The 18616-nt window shown below is 42.6% G+C and carries 13 protein-coding genes, 1 pseudogene and 1 riboswitch; of the genes and pseudogenes, 1 reads left to right on the forward strand and 13 read right to left on the reverse strand.

The window, feature by feature from the left end:
• Positions 1 to 29 precede the first annotated feature (29 nt).
• The 7 genes from AC25CA_RS10715 to AC25CA_RS10745 all read right to left on the reverse strand — a co-directional run bounded on the left by AC25CA_RS10715 (position 30) and on the right by AC25CA_RS10745 (position 9499).
• Positions 30 to 1001: an ABC transporter ATP-binding protein gene (locus AC25CA_RS10715; RefSeq protein WP_486813816.1), complete on the reverse strand. Its 972-nt coding sequence runs from the start codon at positions 999 to 1001 to the stop codon at positions 30 to 32.
• On the reverse strand, positions 994 to 2022 hold the full coding sequence (locus tag AC25CA_RS10720; protein ID WP_486813817.1) for an ABC transporter ATP-binding protein: 1029 nt from the start codon (positions 2020 to 2022) through the stop codon (positions 994 to 996). The genes AC25CA_RS10715 and AC25CA_RS10720 overlap by 8 nt, the downstream gene beginning before the upstream one ends.
• 12 nt (positions 2023 to 2034) lie before the next feature.
• Positions 2035 to 2964 (reverse strand): ABC transporter permease, encoded by a 930-nt coding sequence (locus AC25CA_RS10725; protein ID WP_486813818.1) that lies wholly within the window; start codon positions 2962 to 2964, stop codon positions 2035 to 2037.
• Positions 2965 to 2987: 23 nt separating this feature from the next.
• A complete protein-coding gene (locus tag AC25CA_RS10730; RefSeq protein ID WP_486813819.1) occupies positions 2988 to 3914 on the reverse strand; it encodes an ABC transporter permease in 927 nt (308 codons plus the stop codon).
• A 561-nt stretch (positions 3915 to 4475) separates the two neighbouring features.
• Positions 4476 to 6461, reverse strand: coding sequence for an NAD-dependent DNA ligase LigA (gene ligA / locus AC25CA_RS10735; RefSeq protein WP_486813820.1), 1986 nt, complete (start codon positions 6459 to 6461; stop codon positions 4476 to 4478).
• 14 nt (positions 6462 to 6475) lie between these two features.
• Positions 6476 to 8698 carry a DNA helicase PcrA gene (gene pcrA, locus AC25CA_RS10740; RefSeq protein ID WP_486813821.1) on the reverse strand — a complete coding sequence of 741 codons (2223 nt, stop codon included), beginning with the start codon at positions 8696 to 8698 and terminating at the stop codon, positions 6476 to 6478.
• Positions 8699 to 8761: 63 nt separating this feature from the next.
• A complete protein-coding gene (locus AC25CA_RS10745; RefSeq protein ID WP_486813822.1) occupies positions 8762 to 9499 on the reverse strand; it encodes a PrsW family intramembrane metalloprotease in 738 nt (245 codons plus the stop codon).
• 106 nt (positions 9500 to 9605) lie between these two features.
• On the opposite strand from AC25CA_RS10745, the gene AC25CA_RS10750 reads away from it, so the two are divergent.
• Positions 9606 to 10709, forward strand: coding sequence for an aminopeptidase (locus tag AC25CA_RS10750; protein ID WP_486813823.1), 1104 nt, complete (start codon positions 9606 to 9608; stop codon positions 10707 to 10709).
• Positions 10710 to 10749: 40 nt separating this feature from the next.
• Here the strand turns inward: AC25CA_RS10750 and mtnA are convergent, their stop codons facing one another.
• The 6 genes and pseudogenes from mtnA to AC25CA_RS10780 all read right to left on the reverse strand — a co-directional run bounded on the left by mtnA (position 10750) and on the right by AC25CA_RS10780 (position 18616).
• Positions 10750 to 11784: an S-methyl-5-thioribose-1-phosphate isomerase gene (gene mtnA, locus AC25CA_RS10755; RefSeq protein WP_486813824.1), complete on the reverse strand. Its 1035-nt coding sequence runs from the start codon at positions 11782 to 11784 to the stop codon at positions 10750 to 10752.
• Positions 11785 to 11793: 9 nt separating this feature from the next.
• Positions 11794 to 12543 (reverse strand): S-methyl-5'-thioadenosine phosphorylase, encoded by a 750-nt coding sequence (locus tag AC25CA_RS10760; protein WP_486813825.1) that lies wholly within the window; start codon positions 12541 to 12543, stop codon positions 11794 to 11796.
• An 85-nt stretch (positions 12544 to 12628) separates the two neighbouring features.
• Positions 12629 to 14275 carry a coiled-coil domain-containing protein gene (locus AC25CA_RS10765; RefSeq protein WP_486813826.1) on the reverse strand — a complete coding sequence of 549 codons (1647 nt, stop codon included), beginning with the start codon at positions 14273 to 14275 and terminating at the stop codon, positions 12629 to 12631.
• 15 nt (positions 14276 to 14290) lie between these two features.
• Positions 14291 to 14581: pseudogene (locus tag AC25CA_RS10770) on the reverse strand (glutaredoxin domain-containing protein); the annotation flags it as partial.
• Positions 14582 to 14719: 138 nt separating this feature from the next.
• Positions 14720 to 16978 carry a hypothetical protein gene (locus tag AC25CA_RS10775; RefSeq protein ID WP_486813827.1) on the reverse strand — a complete coding sequence of 753 codons (2259 nt, stop codon included), beginning with the start codon at positions 16976 to 16978 and terminating at the stop codon, positions 14720 to 14722.
• 50 nt (positions 16979 to 17028) lie between these two features.
• Positions 17029 to 17111, reverse strand: a riboswitch (cyclic di-GMP riboswitch).
• 224 nt (positions 17112 to 17335) lie between these two features.
• The gene (locus AC25CA_RS10780; protein ID WP_486813828.1) at positions 17336 to 18616 is read right to left on the reverse strand and encodes a hypothetical protein; all 1281 of its coding nucleotides are present in this window, start codon (positions 18614 to 18616) and stop codon (positions 17336 to 17338) included.

Raw genomic sequence — 18616 nt, forward strand, 5'->3', positions numbered from 1 at the left:
GAAAAGAGTCCTCCTACGAGGACTCTCACTTATTTTACCATATGACAAGCAACAAAATGGTTGGGCCGTTTCTCCACAAGTTCTGGTCGCTCTTGACGACAGATATCTTGACACAATTCACAACGCCCTTGGAATTTGCATCCTCCCGGCGGATTGATTGGAGACGGCACATCGCCCTCTAAAATAATCCGTTGACGTTTCTTCTCAATGGCTGGATCTGGAATCGGAACCGCTGAAAGCAGTGCCTTTGTATATGGGTGCAAGGGCTCTTCATAAAGATCCTCACTACTTGCCAATTCTACAATCGCACCTAAATACATAACAGCAATTCGATCAGAAATATGCTTGACCATAGAAAGGTCATGAGCAATAAACAGATAGGTCAAGCCAAGCTTTTGTTGCAGTTCAATCAAAAGATTGACCACCTGTGCTTGGATCGATACATCTAATGCTGAAATCGGCTCATCGCAAACAATAAACTTCGGTTCAATTGCCAATGATCTTGCAATTCCAATCCGCTGACGCTGACCGCCTGAAAACTCATGGGGATAACGACTCGCATGTTCCTTGTTCAAACCAACCAATTCCAAAAGCTCATAAATACGCTCTTGGCGTTTGGTGTTCTTGTAAAGACCATGAATATCGATACCTTCACCAACAATATCACCAACTGTCATACGAGGATTCAAAGAAGCATAAGGATCTTGAAAAATCATTTGCGCATGGCGCGTAAAATCCTTCAACTCCGTTCGATTCAAGGTATGGACATCCATTCCATCATAAATGACTTCACCATCTGTCGCATCATACAATCGAATGATTGTACGGCCCGTTGTTGATTTTCCACAACCAGACTCGCCAACAAGACCTAGGGTTTCCCCTTCATGAATCTTGAAAGAAACACCGTCAACTGCTTTTAAGATGGCGTTATGACCAACCTTGAAGTATTTTTTCATATCTTTTACTTCAAGTAAGACTTTGCGATCTTCTAAATTACTCATTCTCTACGCCACCCCTTCCTGTAATTGGATTTTTCACTTTCGGCGCCATTTCATGGTTTAACCAACAATACACATAATGCGATTCTGTCACATTCGTTCGCGGAGGAAATGCTTCCTGGCAAATTTCCATGGCATGCTCGCAACGTGCTGCAAATGGGCAACCCATTGGTGGCTTTAATAAATCTGGCGGCTGTCCGTCAATTGGATTTAGTTCTTCTTTATTTTTAGCGTCAAGACGCGGAACTGACTGCATCAATCCCCACGTATACGGATGGCTTCCTTGATGGAAAATATCGTCTGCTGTACCCGATTCAATAATCACACCAGAATACATAACCGCAATACGGTCTGCCATGTTCGCTACGACACCCAAGTCATGGGTAATAAAAATAATCCCAGTTTCAAAATCTTTCTGTAAAGACTGCATCAATTCCAGAATTTGCGCTTGAATCGTTACGTCCAATGCAGTTGTGGGCTCATCCGCAATTAACAATTTTGGATTACAAGCCAATGCAATGGCAATCATGGCACGCTGTCTCATCCCACCTGAATACTCATGGGGATATTGAGTGATTCGCTTTTCTGGAGTTGGCATGCCAACGACACGAAGCATTTCAATCGCACGAGCACGTGCATCTTCTTTAGACATACCTTGATGTTTAATCAAGCCTTCCATAATCTGCTTGCCAACCTTCATAGTCGGGTTTAAGGAAGTCATCGGATCCTGGAAAATCATTGAGATTTCACTACCTCGAATGGTTTCCATTTGTTTTTCTGTCATTTTAAGAACATCTTCACCCTCAAACAACACTTGGCCAGCTTTAAATCGTCCCGGCGGAGTTGGGATCAAACGCATAATTGATTTTGCGGTTACGGATTTCCCGCAGCCAGACTCTCCTACGATCGCGAGGGTTTCTCCCTTATCTACATGAAAGGTAACGCCACGGACTGCTTGCACTTCTCCGGCATACGTATCAAATGATACCCGAAGTTCTTTTACGTCTACTAATTTTTCAGCCACAATCTTCCCTCCCTATTGTCGAAGTCTTGGATCAAGCGCATCGCGTAATCCGTCACCCAAAAGGTTGAATCCCAACATCAATACAACGATTACGATGGATGGGTACATCAACTGATATGGATGAATCAATAATAGATTCGCACCATCATTGGCCAAAGAACCCAATGATGCTTGCGGTACCGGAAGACCCAAACCGATATAGCTCAGGAATGCCTCGGTAAAAATTGCACCGGGTATCGCGAATGTGAGGTTAATGATGATTGGACCCAAAGAATTGGGGATCAAATGACGAAGAATGATTCTTCGGCCACTTGCGCCCAACGTTTTAGCCGCTAGTACAAATTCCATTTCTCGCAATTGAAGAACTTGTCCACGAACCAAGCGAGCCATGCCGCCCCACCCTGTTAAGGCAAGAGCAATGACAATGGTGTCAAATCCGGGTCCGATTACAACGATCAACATAATGACCCACAACATCTGTGGAATCGAGAACAAAACATCGACGGTACGCATCATCACATTGTCTACGGTGCCGCCAACGTATCCCGAAACGCCCCCATAGATAATGCCGATGCCAACGTTGATCAAAACAGCAATCAACGCAATGGCCATAGATACTTGCGTACCTGTCCAAACGCGAACAAAAATATCACGACCCAAGGCATCCGTTCCAAACCAATGACCTGGCGCTTCTGCTGCGGTCTTATTGATAACCATAAAATCTTGATGATCAAATTCATATGGTAAAATATGTGGTCCTGCAAATGACATCACCAAAATAAAAATCAAAAGAATCAAGGATGCAATTGCCACTTTATTCTTCTTTAATCGTCGCCAAGCATCTTGCCAATACGTCATACTCGGACGGATAACTTCTTGCGATTTTGCAAGGTCTTTGCCGACATGACGAAACTTTTCGGCTGTTAGATTTACATCTGACATAGGTTCTCTCCTTTCCGAACTGACTATTTATCCAATCGAATACGCGGATCGATAAATCCATACAAAATATCAACCAAGAAGATCATAAAGATCAACACAGCTGCGTAAAAGATCGTCGTCCCCATAATCAATGGATAATCCCGTTGTTGAATCGACTGAATGAAGAACTTCCCTAATCCGGGCACCCCAAAGATTTTTTCAATAACAAAGGTACCGGTCAACAGGGTTGCAATCAAAGGACCCAAAACTGTAATGTTCGGAAGGATCGCATTTCGAACGCCATGTCCCCAAATAACTTTTGCTCTCGGCAAGCCTTTTGCTTTTGCCGTTAAAATATAATCTTGATTCAAAACATCCAGCAAACTTGTTCTCATCAGACGGGCTTGGAATGCAATTACGCGGAAACCCAAAGCCAATGCCGGCAATACAATATATTCTGGTCCATCCCAACGTGCTACTGGGAACCAACCCAAATGTACGGCAAATACGTACTGGAATAGGGACGCGAACACAAAGTTCGGCACCGATACGCCCAAGATTGCAATGAAAATAACAAAATAGTCAAAGAATTTTGCATGGTTTAAAGCTGCGACAATACCGAGTGTTAAACCAGTGAGAACACCAAACAATGCTGACCAAATCCCCAAAGTAAAGGATGCGGGCCATGCCTGCTCAATCATATCATTCACCGATCGATTTTTATACTTCATCGAATCGCCGAAATCTTGATGAACCACTACATTCGTTAAGTAAATTAAGTATTGCTGTGGTAATGGTTTGTCCAACCCGTATTTCGCTTCAAGGTTGGCCATGATCTCTGGTTGGATCTCCCTATTCTCATTCGTGAATGGATCGCCAGGAATGGAATGCATAAGGAAGAACGTAATCGTGATGACTACCCATAGCGTAATCGCCATAGATATCAGTCGCTTGCCAATATACCTTAACAATGAACTACACCTCCGTTTAAATTATTAAGTCGTTACCGATCACCTTCTTAACCTGTCGCCTCTTCTACACCTACAATCATATGTCGGCCAAATCACATGAATATAGTAAATAAGAAGAGCAAAAAGATAAGACGATCATCGAGAAGAAAAAAGAAATGCCTTGTTCCTAAAAATAGTTGCACTGCATTTACTCTATCTTACTGAATCCCTCAAGCTAATGCAATTACAGCAGTTTTAAATAATATTAAGTAACTGTAACTTGAAAACGTTGTACCTTTACGGAAACTTTATATTTGTATTTTGTTTTTGACAAGACCAAGCGCACACGCCTAATCCTGCTAAACCAATTTGATTTTTTCTTCAGCTTTCAATGATTACCGAAACAATCTTATTACAAGTTGGTAACATTTATCGTTTTTCTTGCTTCTGATACAAAATAAAGCAAACGGAAGGAACCCTTCCGTTTGCCATCTTTGACAAGATTTTCATAGCATGTCTTTGCCACGCCAACATTTGTTTTCTTAGTTATTATACCTCTTTTCCTCGATCGTGTAAATCTGATCAAGAAAAATTATATTCTTTTAATATTTCTTGAAATTCCGCCTCTGTCATGAGTGGAACGCCCAGTTTTATCGCTTTATCGCGTTTTGAACCAGCGGCTTCCCCCGCCAAGACATAATCGGTTTTTTTAGAAACACTACCGGTCACCTTGGCGCCCAGTCTTTCCAAAATCTCTTTTGCTTGAGATCGGGTATATACAGACAAGCTCCCTGTTATGACAACTGTTTTTCCTGTGAAGAAGGTATCTAGCCTTTCTTGCACCACTTCTTCTTTCGGTTTGACACCAAGATCAAACAGTTCTTGGATTCGGTCCATAATATGAGGTTCATGCAAAAATTCTCGAATATCCTGAGCAACAACTTCCCCGATATCTGGAATTTCAACCAAGCGTTCAAACGACGCCTTGCAGACCTCTTCAAAACTCCCAAAGGTTTGCGCCAAATCCTTTGCCGTTTTGCTCCCTACATTGGGCATGCCAATGGCATATAAAAAAGCGGACAGGGTTGGTTCCTTGCTTTCTTCAATGGCCATCAACAGTTTCTCTGCCTTTTTGGGTCCAAAACGTTCCAATTGAATCAAATCTTCGAAGGTCAGTCGATAAAGATCCGGCAAGGCCGTAAGCGCCAAGGTTTCCAGCCATTGCTCAATGGTTTTTTTTGAAACCCCTTCGATATTCATGGCATTTCGGCTAGCAAAATGCGCGAGCCTTGCGATCAATTGCGGTTTACACCCCATAGAATTTGGACAAAATAAATGCACGCCATCTTGAATCAGCTCGGTTTGACAACTTGGACAGATGGTCGGTTTGGGTATCATTTCTCCTTGTCCTTCTTCCACAACCCCAAGTATCTCGGGAATGACATCATTCGATCTTCGAATCCAAATATTCGCTCCAATTGTCACTTTTTTCCGCAAAATATCATCATAATTATTCAAGGTTGCACGACGCACGGTAACACCGCCAATATCAACTGCATCCACCTCGGCAATTGGTGTAATCTTTCCTGTACGCCCCACCTGCCAAACTACCTTTTGAAGGATTGTCGTCATTTCCTCGGCCGGAAACTTAAAAGCGATCGCCCAGCGTGGAAATTTTTGCGTATATCCCAATAAGGTCCTCGACTCCTGATCATTAATCTTGATCACCAGTCCATCTGTTAAAACATCGAGCTTTCGACGTTCCTTTTCCAAGACCGGAATTTCTTGGAGCAAGGCAGAAAAATCCGTGAATTGCTTGCGATACGAGAAAACTGGCAAACCCTGCTTCTCTAAAAACAAGACCATTTCTTCGTGGCTTGAAAAACTTTTTCCTTCCATATAACCAACCTGATAAAAATAGGCTGCCAATCTCCGTTTAGCCGTTTCCTTCGGGTTTAAATTCCGAAGGGCACCAGCCGCGGCATTTCTTGCGTTTTTCAGGGGTTCACTCGCCTTTTTATTGTAGGCTTCCAAAGAAGAGAGTGGCATGAGGCCTTCTCCCTGCACTTCAAAGCTACCCTGAAAAGGAACCGTTAAAGGAATATTTTGAATCGTTAGCACTTGCGGTAAAATTCCCTCTCCAACAATGCCATTTCCCCGGGTTGCTGCTTGCACAAGCTGGCCAAACTCATAGGTCAAATTTAGTGTAAGTCCATCAAACTTGTATTCCAGAATATAAGTGATCGGTGTTTCAATCCCCAATTCCCTCAACCTTCGCCGATTTCGGTCATGCCAAGTTTCAAGTTCTTCAATGGATTGCGCCTTGTCTAAACTGTAGAGGGCTTGGCGATGGGAATACTTGACGAATTTATCAAGGGGTGCCCCCCCGACTCTTCGCGTTGGAGAATTGGCTTCCACATGCCCTAACTCTTTTTCTAAAGCCAGCAATTCATCATATAATCGATCGTATTCGCCATCGCTTACAAGAGGAGCATCTTGCTCGTAATACGCTTTAGCGTAGGCGTTGAGCAGGTCAACCAGCTCTATCATGTGTTCTATTTGTTCCATGGCTTGCATACTCCTTAAATTTTCTCGATTGGGGCAAAGGATTGAAGCAGTTTCTTAATCCCTTTTTGTTCAAAGGCAATGGTCAACATGGTATCTTGTCCTTTGGCCTGAGCTGAAACAATGGTTCCAACCCCCCATGACTTATGTCGTACTCTTTGGCCCGCTTTATAGGTCTTGTCGTCCATCGGCTTACTTTTCTTCTTTTCACGATTGATCGACTTAAATGCCTCTAAATCATCAAAGACTGTTTTTCGGCGTGTTGGTTCCATCTTCTCTGGCAAGCGTTCCTTTTTATTTGGATTCGCTCGTTCAATATACTTAACCGGAATCTCTTTGACAAACCGCGATACCATGTTGTTCGTATGACGTCCATAAAGCATGCGTACATCGGTATGGGTCAAATACAATTCCTCTTCTGCACGGGTGATTCCAACATAGCACAGTCGTCGTTCCTCTTCTAAATCATCTTCACTTTGCGTAGAACGAGACAGAGGAAACATGCCTTCCTCCATGCCGCTTAAAAAGACGATCGGGAATTCCAATCCCTTAGCAGAATGTAGCGTCATCAATGTAATTTTGTCATTCTCATCTACATCTCCCTCAGCTGCTTTATCAAGATCCGATAAGAGGGCTACACTCGATAAGAAATCCATTAAACCCGGCTCTTCAGCTGCTGCTTCATAATCCTGAATAACCGATCTAAATTCGTAAATATTATCAATTCGCGCATCCGCTTCCACCGAGTTTTCTCGTTCCAAATACGGAATATAATCAGACTCTTGAATCACCCGGTTATAGCATTCCAAAAGAGATTCCGTTTCCATATAGGTGCGGAATTTCCCAATCATTTGAGCAAACTGAGCCAAGCGTGTTCGAGCGCTATTAGTCAATCCATTGACTTCTTCAACCCGACTAATTGCATCAACCATAGACAAGTCTTCTTCTTGGGCAAAAGCCAACAACAACTCGACTGTTCGGTCACCGATTCCTCTTTTAGGAACATTGACGATTCGACGAAGACTAACATCATCTTTCGGATTCACCAGCACCTTTAGGTAGGCTACAATATCCTTGACCTCTTTTCGATCGTAGAATTTCAATCCACCAACAATTCGATAGGGAAAATGCTTCTTTCGAAGCGCATCCTCTAAAACACGCGACTGCGAGTTTGTCCGGTAGAGAATGGCAAAATCAAGATAGGCACGATCAGAATCTTCACGAATGCGTTCAATCTGATGAGCAATATAAAGCGATTCGTCCTGTTCGTTGTCCGCGCTATATAGACTGATTTTCGTTCCGTCTTCCTTCTCGGTCCACAAGCGTTTATCTTTTCTTCCATTATTGTTGGCAATAACGTCATTCGCCGCCGAAAGAATGGTATTGGTCGAACGATAATTTTGCTCCAATTTAATGACTTTCGCTTCTGGAAAATCGACTTCGAAATCCAAAATATTGCGAATATCTGCACCCCGCCATCCATAAATACTTTGATCATCGTCTCCCACAACACAAAGATTGTGATGGGCAGCCGCCAATTTTTTCACCAATAAATATTGAGCATGGTTCGTATCCTGATACTCGTCCACGTGAATATATTGAAATCGCTCCTGATATCGTTCCAATATATCGGGACACTCATTAAATAAGCGAAGGGTTAGAATGATCAAATCATCAAAATCCAAGGCATTGCTTTCCTTCAGCCGTTTCTGATAGGCTGCATAAATCTTTGCTTTAAACTCTTCTGCATATCGGCCTTCCGCGGCTTTCAAGGCTTGAGCCGGCAGAATAAATAAGTTCTTTTGACTGCTAACGTAATGAATCATCGATTTCGGATCATACTTCTTTTCATTCAGATTCAAGTCGGTTCTAACGACGCGCTTCATCAACGCCAGCTGATCTGAACTATCATAGATTGTATAATTACGTTGATATCCCAATCGCTCAATATCCTGTCTCAACAATCTTGCACAAACAGAGTGAAAGGTACCCATCCACAAAGAGCGTACATTCCCTTCAATCAATTTTTCTACACGATTCCTCATCTCTGCCGCTGCTTTGTTGGTAAAAGTAAGAGCCAGAATATTCTCTGGATATACCCGATGATGCTCGACTAAATGTGCGATTCGATAGGTGAGCGCACGGGTCTTTCCTGAACCGGCACCTGCTAATATCAAAACTGGTCCCAATACTGTTTCAGCTGCTTCCCGTTGTTTTTTATTCAAGTCTGTTAATTGCATATCTGCTCCTTTCGACCACAAAAAAAGAGGGAATCCCCACTAGGGTTCCTCTCATTTAGTATATCATATTTCCTCTTCATCAGAGCCATTTTCTTGCTCAAGGTGAATTCGTTTTGCATCCTTATAAAAGCGTTTTAATTTTTTCACATTGGATATCCATAAATATAAGAGGAAAGGAAAAAAGAAAATCATCAATCCCCATCGCTCAGCCATTAAAATAAAATCAAATAGTCCGTGTAATAAAACCGGCACCCATAAAGACTTTCTCAAATGACGCTTTTGATCGGAAGAGGTCGGTGAAAACTTTGCTAGGCTCACTTCGTAGCCCATGGCAATAGCAAAGAGCATATGCGCCGGTACGGATAAAACACCCCGATAGACGGCAACCAAAGGTTCCTGGGCATATTGAAAGAATACATATGAAATATTTTCGACCGTTGCAAAACCCAAAGCAATCAAAACAGAAAACACAATTCCATCCAAGCGTTGATCAAAGACCTTCGCCTTCCATAGCCCGCGTAGTAAAAATCGACGCTTCATCCACTCTTCTGTAAATCCAGCGACTACAAAGGCGATATAGGCAACCTCTAGGGCGGATCCCCGAAAAGGATTGATCAGCGAAAGTATCGTTTCTAATCCCAATACAGGCAAGACTGAAAAAGCCCCCCAGAAAAAGAATTGAAACATAAATCTGGCGGGTTCCCGATCATAACGGTCCAAATAAACCATAATCACAATAAGAATCACTGCAGGTAATACGGCCATAAACATCAAACGTAGGGGTTCAAAGATGGGTCCCATGGCATCCTCCTATCTATATGATAACCATTTTTTACCTTGCCTTGCGATAAATTGTCATATCAGTCAAAAAAAGATATACTAAAATAAATAAAAAGGGGGTAATACCATGATTAAAAGCTATTTAGAAAAGATGGCACATACTATGATTCACTATTCCATGAAATTGGAAAAAGGCGAATGGTTCCTTATTCGCTGCCACCCGAGTGCAAAAGCCTTGGCCAAAGAGGTATACAAAGAGGCGCTTGCCGTTGGTGCTCATCCTCAGGTTTGGTTCGAAGATCAAGAATTCGATGAATTGTTCTATAAAAATGCCAGCGACGAACAATTAGCCTATATCGATCCGATTTCAAAGCTACGGGTAGAAAAATTAGATGCTATGCTGTATATTCAGGGGTCAGAAAACACAAAATCCCTTGCCAATGTTCCATCTGAAAAAATGGTTAAATCAATTCAGGCAAAAAAAGAATTAAGTGATCTCTATTTTGAACGGGCGGACAATGGTTCTCTAAAATGGTGCATCTGCCAATTCCCGACAAATTCAGCAGCACAAGATGCAGAAATGAGCAAAGATGAGTACGAAGACTTCGTATTTGGCGCTTGTTTATTAAAGGAAGAGGATCCAATCCAGGCCTGGAAAGACCTGCACGATCACCAAGAAACAATCATTGCTTATCTAGCTGATAAAAAAGAATTGAGATTCAAATCGACTGATACAGATCTAACCCTATTGGTGGAAGGAAGAAAATGGATTAACTCTGATGGACGCAATAACTTCCCTAGCGGCGAGGTGTTCACATCTCCTATTGAGAATAGTGCCAATGGCGTGATCCGATTTAGCTTCCCAGGTGTTTTTATGGACAAACCAATTGAAGACATCACACTAACCTTCGAAAACGGAAAGGTCGTTGATGCAAAGGCAAAGACCGGCAACGAATTGCTGCAAGAGGTATTAAATACCGATGAAGGTGCACGATTCTTGGGCGAATGTGCCATTGGAACCAATTATGGCATCCAAAATTTCACCAAAAATATTCTATTCGATGAAAAACTGGGCGGCACCATTCACCTAGCTGTCGGACGTGGATTCGGCGAAGCGGGCGGCACCAATGTTTCATCCATCCATTGGGATTTGATTTGCGATATGAAAACAGGCGGGGAAATCTACGCCGATGGCGACCTCTTCTACAAGGACGGAAAATTTATTAAGTGATTGCAAAACCCCTGAGAATCAATCTTCTCAGGGGTTCCTTTTATCCCTCTAAAGCCGGGATTGATTTCGAATATGGAGGGCGTGCAAGACCCTTTTCTGTAATGATTCCCGATATGTATGAATTCGGTGTCACATCAAAGGCCGGATTCTCAATTTTCACACCATCTGGTGCAATCTGAATTCCACGAATATGGGTAACCTCCCGCGGATTCCGCTGCTCAATGGGAATCTCCTCACCAGACTCCATTCGAAAATCAATGGTCGATGTCGGCGCAGCTACGTAAAAGGGAATTCCATTTTCCTTGGCAAGCACCGCAACTCCATAGGTCCCAATTTTATTAGCGACATCACCATTGTTAGCAATGCGATCGGCTCCCACAACAACGGCTTGAATACGACCAATTTTCATAAAATGACCTGCCATATTGTCGGTAATCAAGGTAACTGGTATCCCATCTGCATGTAATTCATAGGCCGTTAATCTTGCTCCCTGGAGATAAGGTCTGGTTTCATCCGCAAAGACCTCAATGGTGGAATCCTTTTCGAAAGCTGCTCGAATCACCCCAAGGGCTGTTCCATAATCCCCCGTCGCCAATGCACCAGCATTGCAATGGGTTAAGATCGTTGCCCCCTTTGGAATCAATTCGGCCCCAAAGCGTCCCATGGTTTTACACATTTTAATATCTTCTTCATGGATCTCAATTGCTTCCTTCTCAAATCGCTGAATCATCTCTGCCGTGGACAGATCTTTGCATTTGGCCATCAGCGCTTCCATCCGATCCAAGGCCCAAAACAGATTAACGGCAGTTGGTCTCGTTTTTGACAGGCGCTTGATTCCAATCCGGATCGCTTGATCAAATTCTTTTCGATTGGAACATGCAGCATTCTCATAGGCGCATAAAACAAGGCCATAAGCGGCGGTAATTCCAATCGCCGGCGCACCCCGAACAATCATATCTTCAATACCAATCGCTGTTTCCTCAACGGTTTTACAGATCATCTCTTCATATTCTGTCGGTAGTTTGGTTTGATCCACCAAACGCAACTCTTGATTTTCCCAAAAAATTGGTCTCATCACAGCCTCCTATAGTCGTTCGATCATACGTATAACCACATGTTTCACTTTTTCAACATTATCGGCAAAAACCTTCATCACAGCATCTGCCGTCACCGGAATAATGGATGGATCATCTTCAAGACCTGCATCATAATCCGTAATCATAGAAATATTGGCATAGGCAATGCCCAACTCCAAGGCCAAATAGCATTCTGGGTACTGGGTCATATTGATGACTTCCCATCCCATTTGACTAAACCATTGGCTTTCTGCGCGGGTAGAAAACCGAGGCCCATTGATGACAACAACCGTTCCTTTTTTATGGACTGGATATCCCAGCTCCTGACAGGTGTCAATAGCAAGTTTTCGAAGAAACAAATCATAGGGATCCGCTGCGGATAAATGCTCAACCTTCAAATCATCAAAATAAGTTTCTTGGCGACCCTTTGTTCGATCCACAAACTGATCACAAACAACAAACTCTCCCGGTTTTACATCCACTTGCAGACTTCCGCAGGCGTTAACTGCAATAATCTGCTTGACGCCCAATTGCTTCATCGCATAAATATTTGCGCGATATGGCACACGGTGCGGTGAAAATTGATGATCACGACCATGTCTCGGCAAAAAAGCAACTCGCTTTCCAGCTACTTGGCCAACAAAAATCGCATCGCTAGGATCTCCGTAGGGTGTCTTGATTCGGACCTCTTCCGCATTCTCGAATAGTGAATAAAATCCTGAACCGCCAATAATTCCAATTTCAACATTTTGATTCATCGCTCATATCCCCTTCATTGTAAGATTCTGTCTCATTCCATTTTATCAAATCAAAAAAAAAAGAACAGGTATAATCCTGTTCTTCTTAGCCAATTTGATGCCCTTGCTTCTCTTCCTTGGTTGCCACACGAATAAATCCCGTAATGCCCCAACGAATAAATTGGTTGATATAATATTGATTGCATTTGGAGCAATGCAGCAATCGAACCTTTTGATAAACACCATTCTGGTTGAGATCCCGTTCTGATTTACTAGGGAAAGTTTTTAAAGATACTTCTTGATATGTCAATGCCGTTTCATCCAGCGGACAAATTCGTCCTTCTCCGCCAACCAAATATACCGTTTCTACCTTCTGCAATTTTTCTTCATCGGTTGACTCAGTTCCTGCCAAAACGACTTCCGGTCTCGTCGCTAGTTCAATTTTTGATTCCTTATTTTCTGATTCAATCGAAATGGATCCCAGTCTCACCTGCTCGGCCTTTGCTTGTAAGCGTTCTTTCATCATTGGAAAGACTCGCTCGCGGATTTGGTCATCCACATACCGCATAAAGGTTGATCGATCATCAAATTGATCCAATGCAGATCCAACATTTCTTCCGTCATGAACGGCATCCGCATATTCTCGATACAATTTGGCCTCTGGTATAGGCAGCAAAATTTTCGCCTTCATTCCCTGCAAATTTTCTTTTATAACTTGGTCCTGATCAAAGAAAAGAGCCATATACAACAAAGCCCATGATTGATCATCTCGCAAGGTCATACTTTGAAGAGTTCCACGATCCCGATTGATCCGCATCCAATGTTTGAATTCATACTTCATCGACATTTGGAAGTAAAGCACACTTAAATCCATCAAGATTTCCGGGCTAGCCTCTCTCGAAAGAAGAACAGTTTCTAAGCTTCCATGATTCAACTTTATAAAGGTACGAATTGGATCAAATAACTGCCTAGCTACTGCAAAGCGAATCATTTGTACAAATCCATCCCAAACAAGAGCTTCCTGCCCGCTCGCACTTACAATTAACTGATCCATAAAATCAAAATAAGAACGTATCGTTTCTGGATCATCAATTTGCCATTCCGCCTCACGCAGAAGTAAGAAGTCAACAGCAGTCTTTCGATCACCCTGTTTTAATGCCCTTATGGCTGGTGCAAAGAAATTAGAATCCGCTTGTTCCACCAAACTCGGTTCTTTCGTTTCCTCTCGCAAATCCATTGCAAATGTTGACTTGCCATGAGAAATATGCTCTGACGGTCTAGTTGAAGCATGAATTGCCGACGGATTTTCGAGCCCTGATCCCGATTGTTCAAGATCAATTCTAAAACTTGCTTTATGAGATCTTGTCGCCTCAGAACTTGCATTCTGTTCAACCAATGACTCTGAACTACCCATTTGTTTCTGAATAAAGCTGGCTCGCTTCAACAACTCGTCATAGGTTTCTTCCGCTTGCGGCGTAGATGGTACAATCTCTTTCGTCGGCATTGCAATTACTTGACCCGATTCGGCTAATCGCTCATTCAAGTCTTCAATCTCACGCTTTGCATCCGCCAATTCCCCAACCAATGAATCAATTTGTTTTTTCGCCATTTTAAGGTGAATTTGGGTTTCTTTCAACTCGCGGTCACGAGATTTTAACTCTTCCAAAGCCCATTGGGTAAATTCATTCAATTGTTGAGCCAATTGTTGAAAGTTCTCTTGCGCGCGTTGAAAATTTCTTTCATTAAAACCCATACTCTCACCTCCTACTTAGGTTTTGATAACAAATTGATTTTGGCAAGCCGAGCATCGAACACGAATCTTCCCTTTTCCTTTGGGAATTCTGATCTTTTGTCCGCAATGCGGACATGCCTCAATTTTAATTTTCACATGGGCTTTGATCCACTCTGGAGAAAATCCCACTTGCTGCTCGTTTCCAATTACAAAAGACGGTACGCCCGTCATTTGCCGCTGCATCATTTCCTGACGCGCAGCAGGATCTCGACTAATATCCCGTTCGATAAATCGATATCCTTCCTTCCGCAAAAAATCCTTTGCGGTTCCACAATGCGGTCATGTGGGTGATGTATACATAATAAGATCTTCCATGCTAATTTTCCTTCCTTAACCTTCTTTCCTATATTTTACTTTGGATCACAAGAAATAGCAAACCCCCTTCAAAAGGGGGTTTGCTAAAGCTTATTTTATCGGTTTTCCTGGATGAACCGGATGGTCTGGTTTTCCTGGCTTATTTGGTTTTTCAGGATAAATCGGATCGTCAGGTCCAATTGGCTCTCCTGGATCTTCTGGTCCGACAGGATCTTCAGGTCCAAATGGCTCTTCAGGTCCATATGGAAGCGCCGGAATTTTTTTCATATCTTGCGGAGTCAAGAGTTCATAGGTGAAATCGACATACCCTTTTGTCCCCACCGGTGCCGGATACCAAACGATCATATATGTCTCACCTGCCGATAACAATTGCTTCAGTTTGATGGCGTCCATCTCCGATATATTCATCGGATTTAAGCTAACCACATGGCTGACACGATTGCCTGTTTTACTAATAAAGACAACTTGATAATCCACATAGGTTTCTGTAATCTCCTGCAAGGAAAAGAAACCGTCCAAGGAACCATTTTCGATTCCCAAATCAACGCCCTGCACTTCAATATCTTTCACAAACCAACCCATTTCTGTGGTTCCCCAGTCCGTCATATAGCGGAAAGAAATCAGAATCTCTTGGCCTGCATAAACATCCAAATCGAAGTCCATTGGCATCCATGTCGCCCCTTCTGTTGCGGTTCCTGACCAAGCCGTCAAACCCGGCAGGTTATCTTTAATTGCCGGATACCCATCCGGATCGACATCATAAGTTGTATATGCATTTTCAAGACTTGCCCAGGTATAACCACCATCTGTTGAAACCTGAACCATGGCATAGTCCCAGAGTTCTTCAATTTCATACCAGGTATTGAAAAATAGATTGGCTTCGGTTAAACCGGTTAAATCCACGGGAAGGATCATTACATTGTCCTTCTCATCTCCCGTATTTCCATAAAGAGCAGGTCCACCGTCATCCGGCGCCTCATCCACTTCAATCCAAGGCGTTGGCATAAAATCAATGCCATCGAATTTCACGCCTTTGATATTTTTCATCTTCTCAAGATGCTTATAATCTCCACCCCAAGCAGGAACTCCGTCCTTGTCATAGAACTCCGCCTTTTCAAAGTCCAATCCGCCCTCGTACTCGGCCAATTCGATACTGGTAAATTCATAAATCCCTTTTTCTGGCATCGGCGCATCCAACACAACCGCCACACAGAATCGACGGAATGCTTCTTCAAAGTCAATGCCAGCTCCAAAATCATCCAAAACCTGGTCAATGCTGGCAAAGCCGGCTATTGGATTGGTCGCTAATGCACGGGTAAATTCCTTGCCGAATTGGTCATGGAGATACAATTGAAGCAAGTATGCCTGTCCATAGTCCGCCAAGACTTCTGGACCCGTATCCGCATTATAATGCTCGTCCCAATCAACCAAAGAGTTTTCTGGATGATCTAAGAAAAATTGAACGTGCACGTCGGGATGACCGTAGCCGCAGAGATACTCGGCAAAGTCTGACATGCCTTCATTCAACCATGTCGTCTCATGGGGATCATTATCATCATGAATCAAATGCTGATACTCATGAGCGGTTGTCCCAAAGAATGTGCTTTCTAATCGAGTTTCCCATGAGTTGGTATCCAAGCTAATAATATTCCGATCAAAATACGCCTCAAAGGTTGGTGAATAGAATCCGGCAATAAAGAACGGATAGGTATCATCATAAAAACTCTCATCACGTACATTATCAACCAAGATAATATTTCGTTCAATTCCATCATCAGGCTCATAATAACCGGGATCGAAGAGTTCCCAGACGCTCAATAACGCATCCGTACCATAATGAGAATCCGGCATACCAAAAAACTCTGTATCTGTCGGATAGATATTGTTGTCGAATTCGTCCCGCAAACGGTCCACTTGTTCCTGCGTAATGATAGGATCGTCTCGGGGGTCTCCCTCGAGATAAGCGATATCATCTGCAACCCAGACTTCGACATCCGTTCCTAAACTTCTTAATGTAAATGTCTTAAACGTATATGAGCCCGTGGTTGAATCCAAACCCAAGAAGAACTTGTTTCCCCCATCATACGTAAAGGACGACTCCGTTGATTCTCCTTCATCAACTAACTCTTCATCAAAATTCACTTTTGATGCCGCTTCGCGAATCTGGGCATCTAGATTTGCCCGCAGTTCTTCATCGCTAGCTTGGAATCGAAGCCAAGGACCAATATCTGCAACATCACCGTAGCGACTCTCTAGCGGCTCTTGCACCCTTGCCCCGGCAAATCCACTGGGGATCAACGCTGTTAAAACAAGAACCAAAACCAGTAAAACAGAAATTCTTTTTTTCATATAATCCTCCTTTTTTTATAATTTTTGGCAATCAAAAAGACTACCGCGAGAACGGTAGCCGATCGATCCTAGTATAAAACCGTAGATTCAGGCTTTGCGTCATAGTCTTTCAACTAGTTTGCCTTTTCAATGGTTTTCATACCCATATTTGGTGGAACTATCAATTGTTTATCATTTCCTAATATGGATTAACAATCCTTATTTAATAGTTATTTCATCATTTGTAAAAATAACACGCTTATATCTTTTCATTCGCAAACAATCGTTTAGCATTTTTCCTCTTCTTCGAATCTGCTCTCTTAACGATGCAAAAGCCTGTTTTTCCAGAGAATAAAATCAAACAATCCGCTCAGCCTTTTATTCAATCATAATTAAATATAAACGTTCCTCTAGTGCTTTCAATTCCACTTTCAAGTCTTCTCGCGTATAACGATCCTCGTCATAAATGAGTTCTTCGAGGCGTTCATAGAGACCCCGCATCATCAACCAGTATTCAAAGGATTGATAACTGGGAGAGGCATACTGCCCATCCTCCATATTTTGCGTGATTTCAACCTGTAGTTTTTGCAATTTCTCATTGCGTAAAACAAATGCTTCTAGTTCACAAATCTGCTCTTTAACGCCTTGATTGGTAGGATAAAAGGAATATTGGTCCTCGTAAATTGAAATTTGATTCTCATTTCCCATATATTTTCTTAAGAACCGAATAGCAATCTCTTTATTTTTCCCAAATCGATTGACGACATACCCATCCGTCAGCAAGGCTTGATCTGCTTCAAAAACAGGCGGAAAAAAAACCACGTCAGCAATATCTTGAGTGCTGGTCCATCCAAGTTGTCGCGAATTCAATCCATTAATTTGTTCCGCCACAGCCACAACAAAATCATCTTGATCCTCTTCTAGAATCCCCAAATACTGATCGGAATGAATTTCGTCACGCAAATCCTCTACATAGGAAACCACGTCTGCTTTTGCTAATGAAACTTGTCGGTTTTCCAAATCAAACACAGAAAACCGTGTATGAAAATCAGCAATTTCCTCTTGATATCTTCGTTTGGTATAATAGCGCGGCGTGCTATCCAGCCAGGCCTCACGAATCGCCATATATCCATCCCGATCCAAAGAATCGATCTCTTGCATACCCAAACGCTCCAACTCAATCCGATTCAGCGCGGTTGGGTGAATATAAATGGTTGCTGGAATATAATAGGGATTCTGCATATTGGGATAGAGATTTGCAATTTCAGGAATCGATTCCGTCAGATTCATAGCGATTCCATTGTCTACATAGGCCTGATAGGGACTGCCGAAAGGAAGATGGATCAAGTCCACCGATTCATTTTGATAAAGGAGATCATTCACGAGCTCATAATACGCTTGTGGGTCTTCCGCCTTCACCTGCAGATACCGAATCGACACACCTTCATTATTCATCAAATCATAGGCCGCGCCCGTCTCTACACTAGCAACATACTGCTGATACGCCTGCTCCCATACAACGATAACCATTTCATCATCTCTTAAACTCTCAATAAAATTTTGCCGTTCTTTATCTCCTGTGTCTTCCTCACAACCCATCAACCCGAGGATAGCAATCAAAAGAATAATGATTGGTAGAATTCGTTCTATTTTTTTCAT

This window comes from Gottschalkiaceae bacterium SANA (assembly GCA_036323355.1).
Classification (GTDB): domain Bacteria; phylum Bacillota; class Clostridia; order Tissierellales; family GPF-1; genus GPF-1.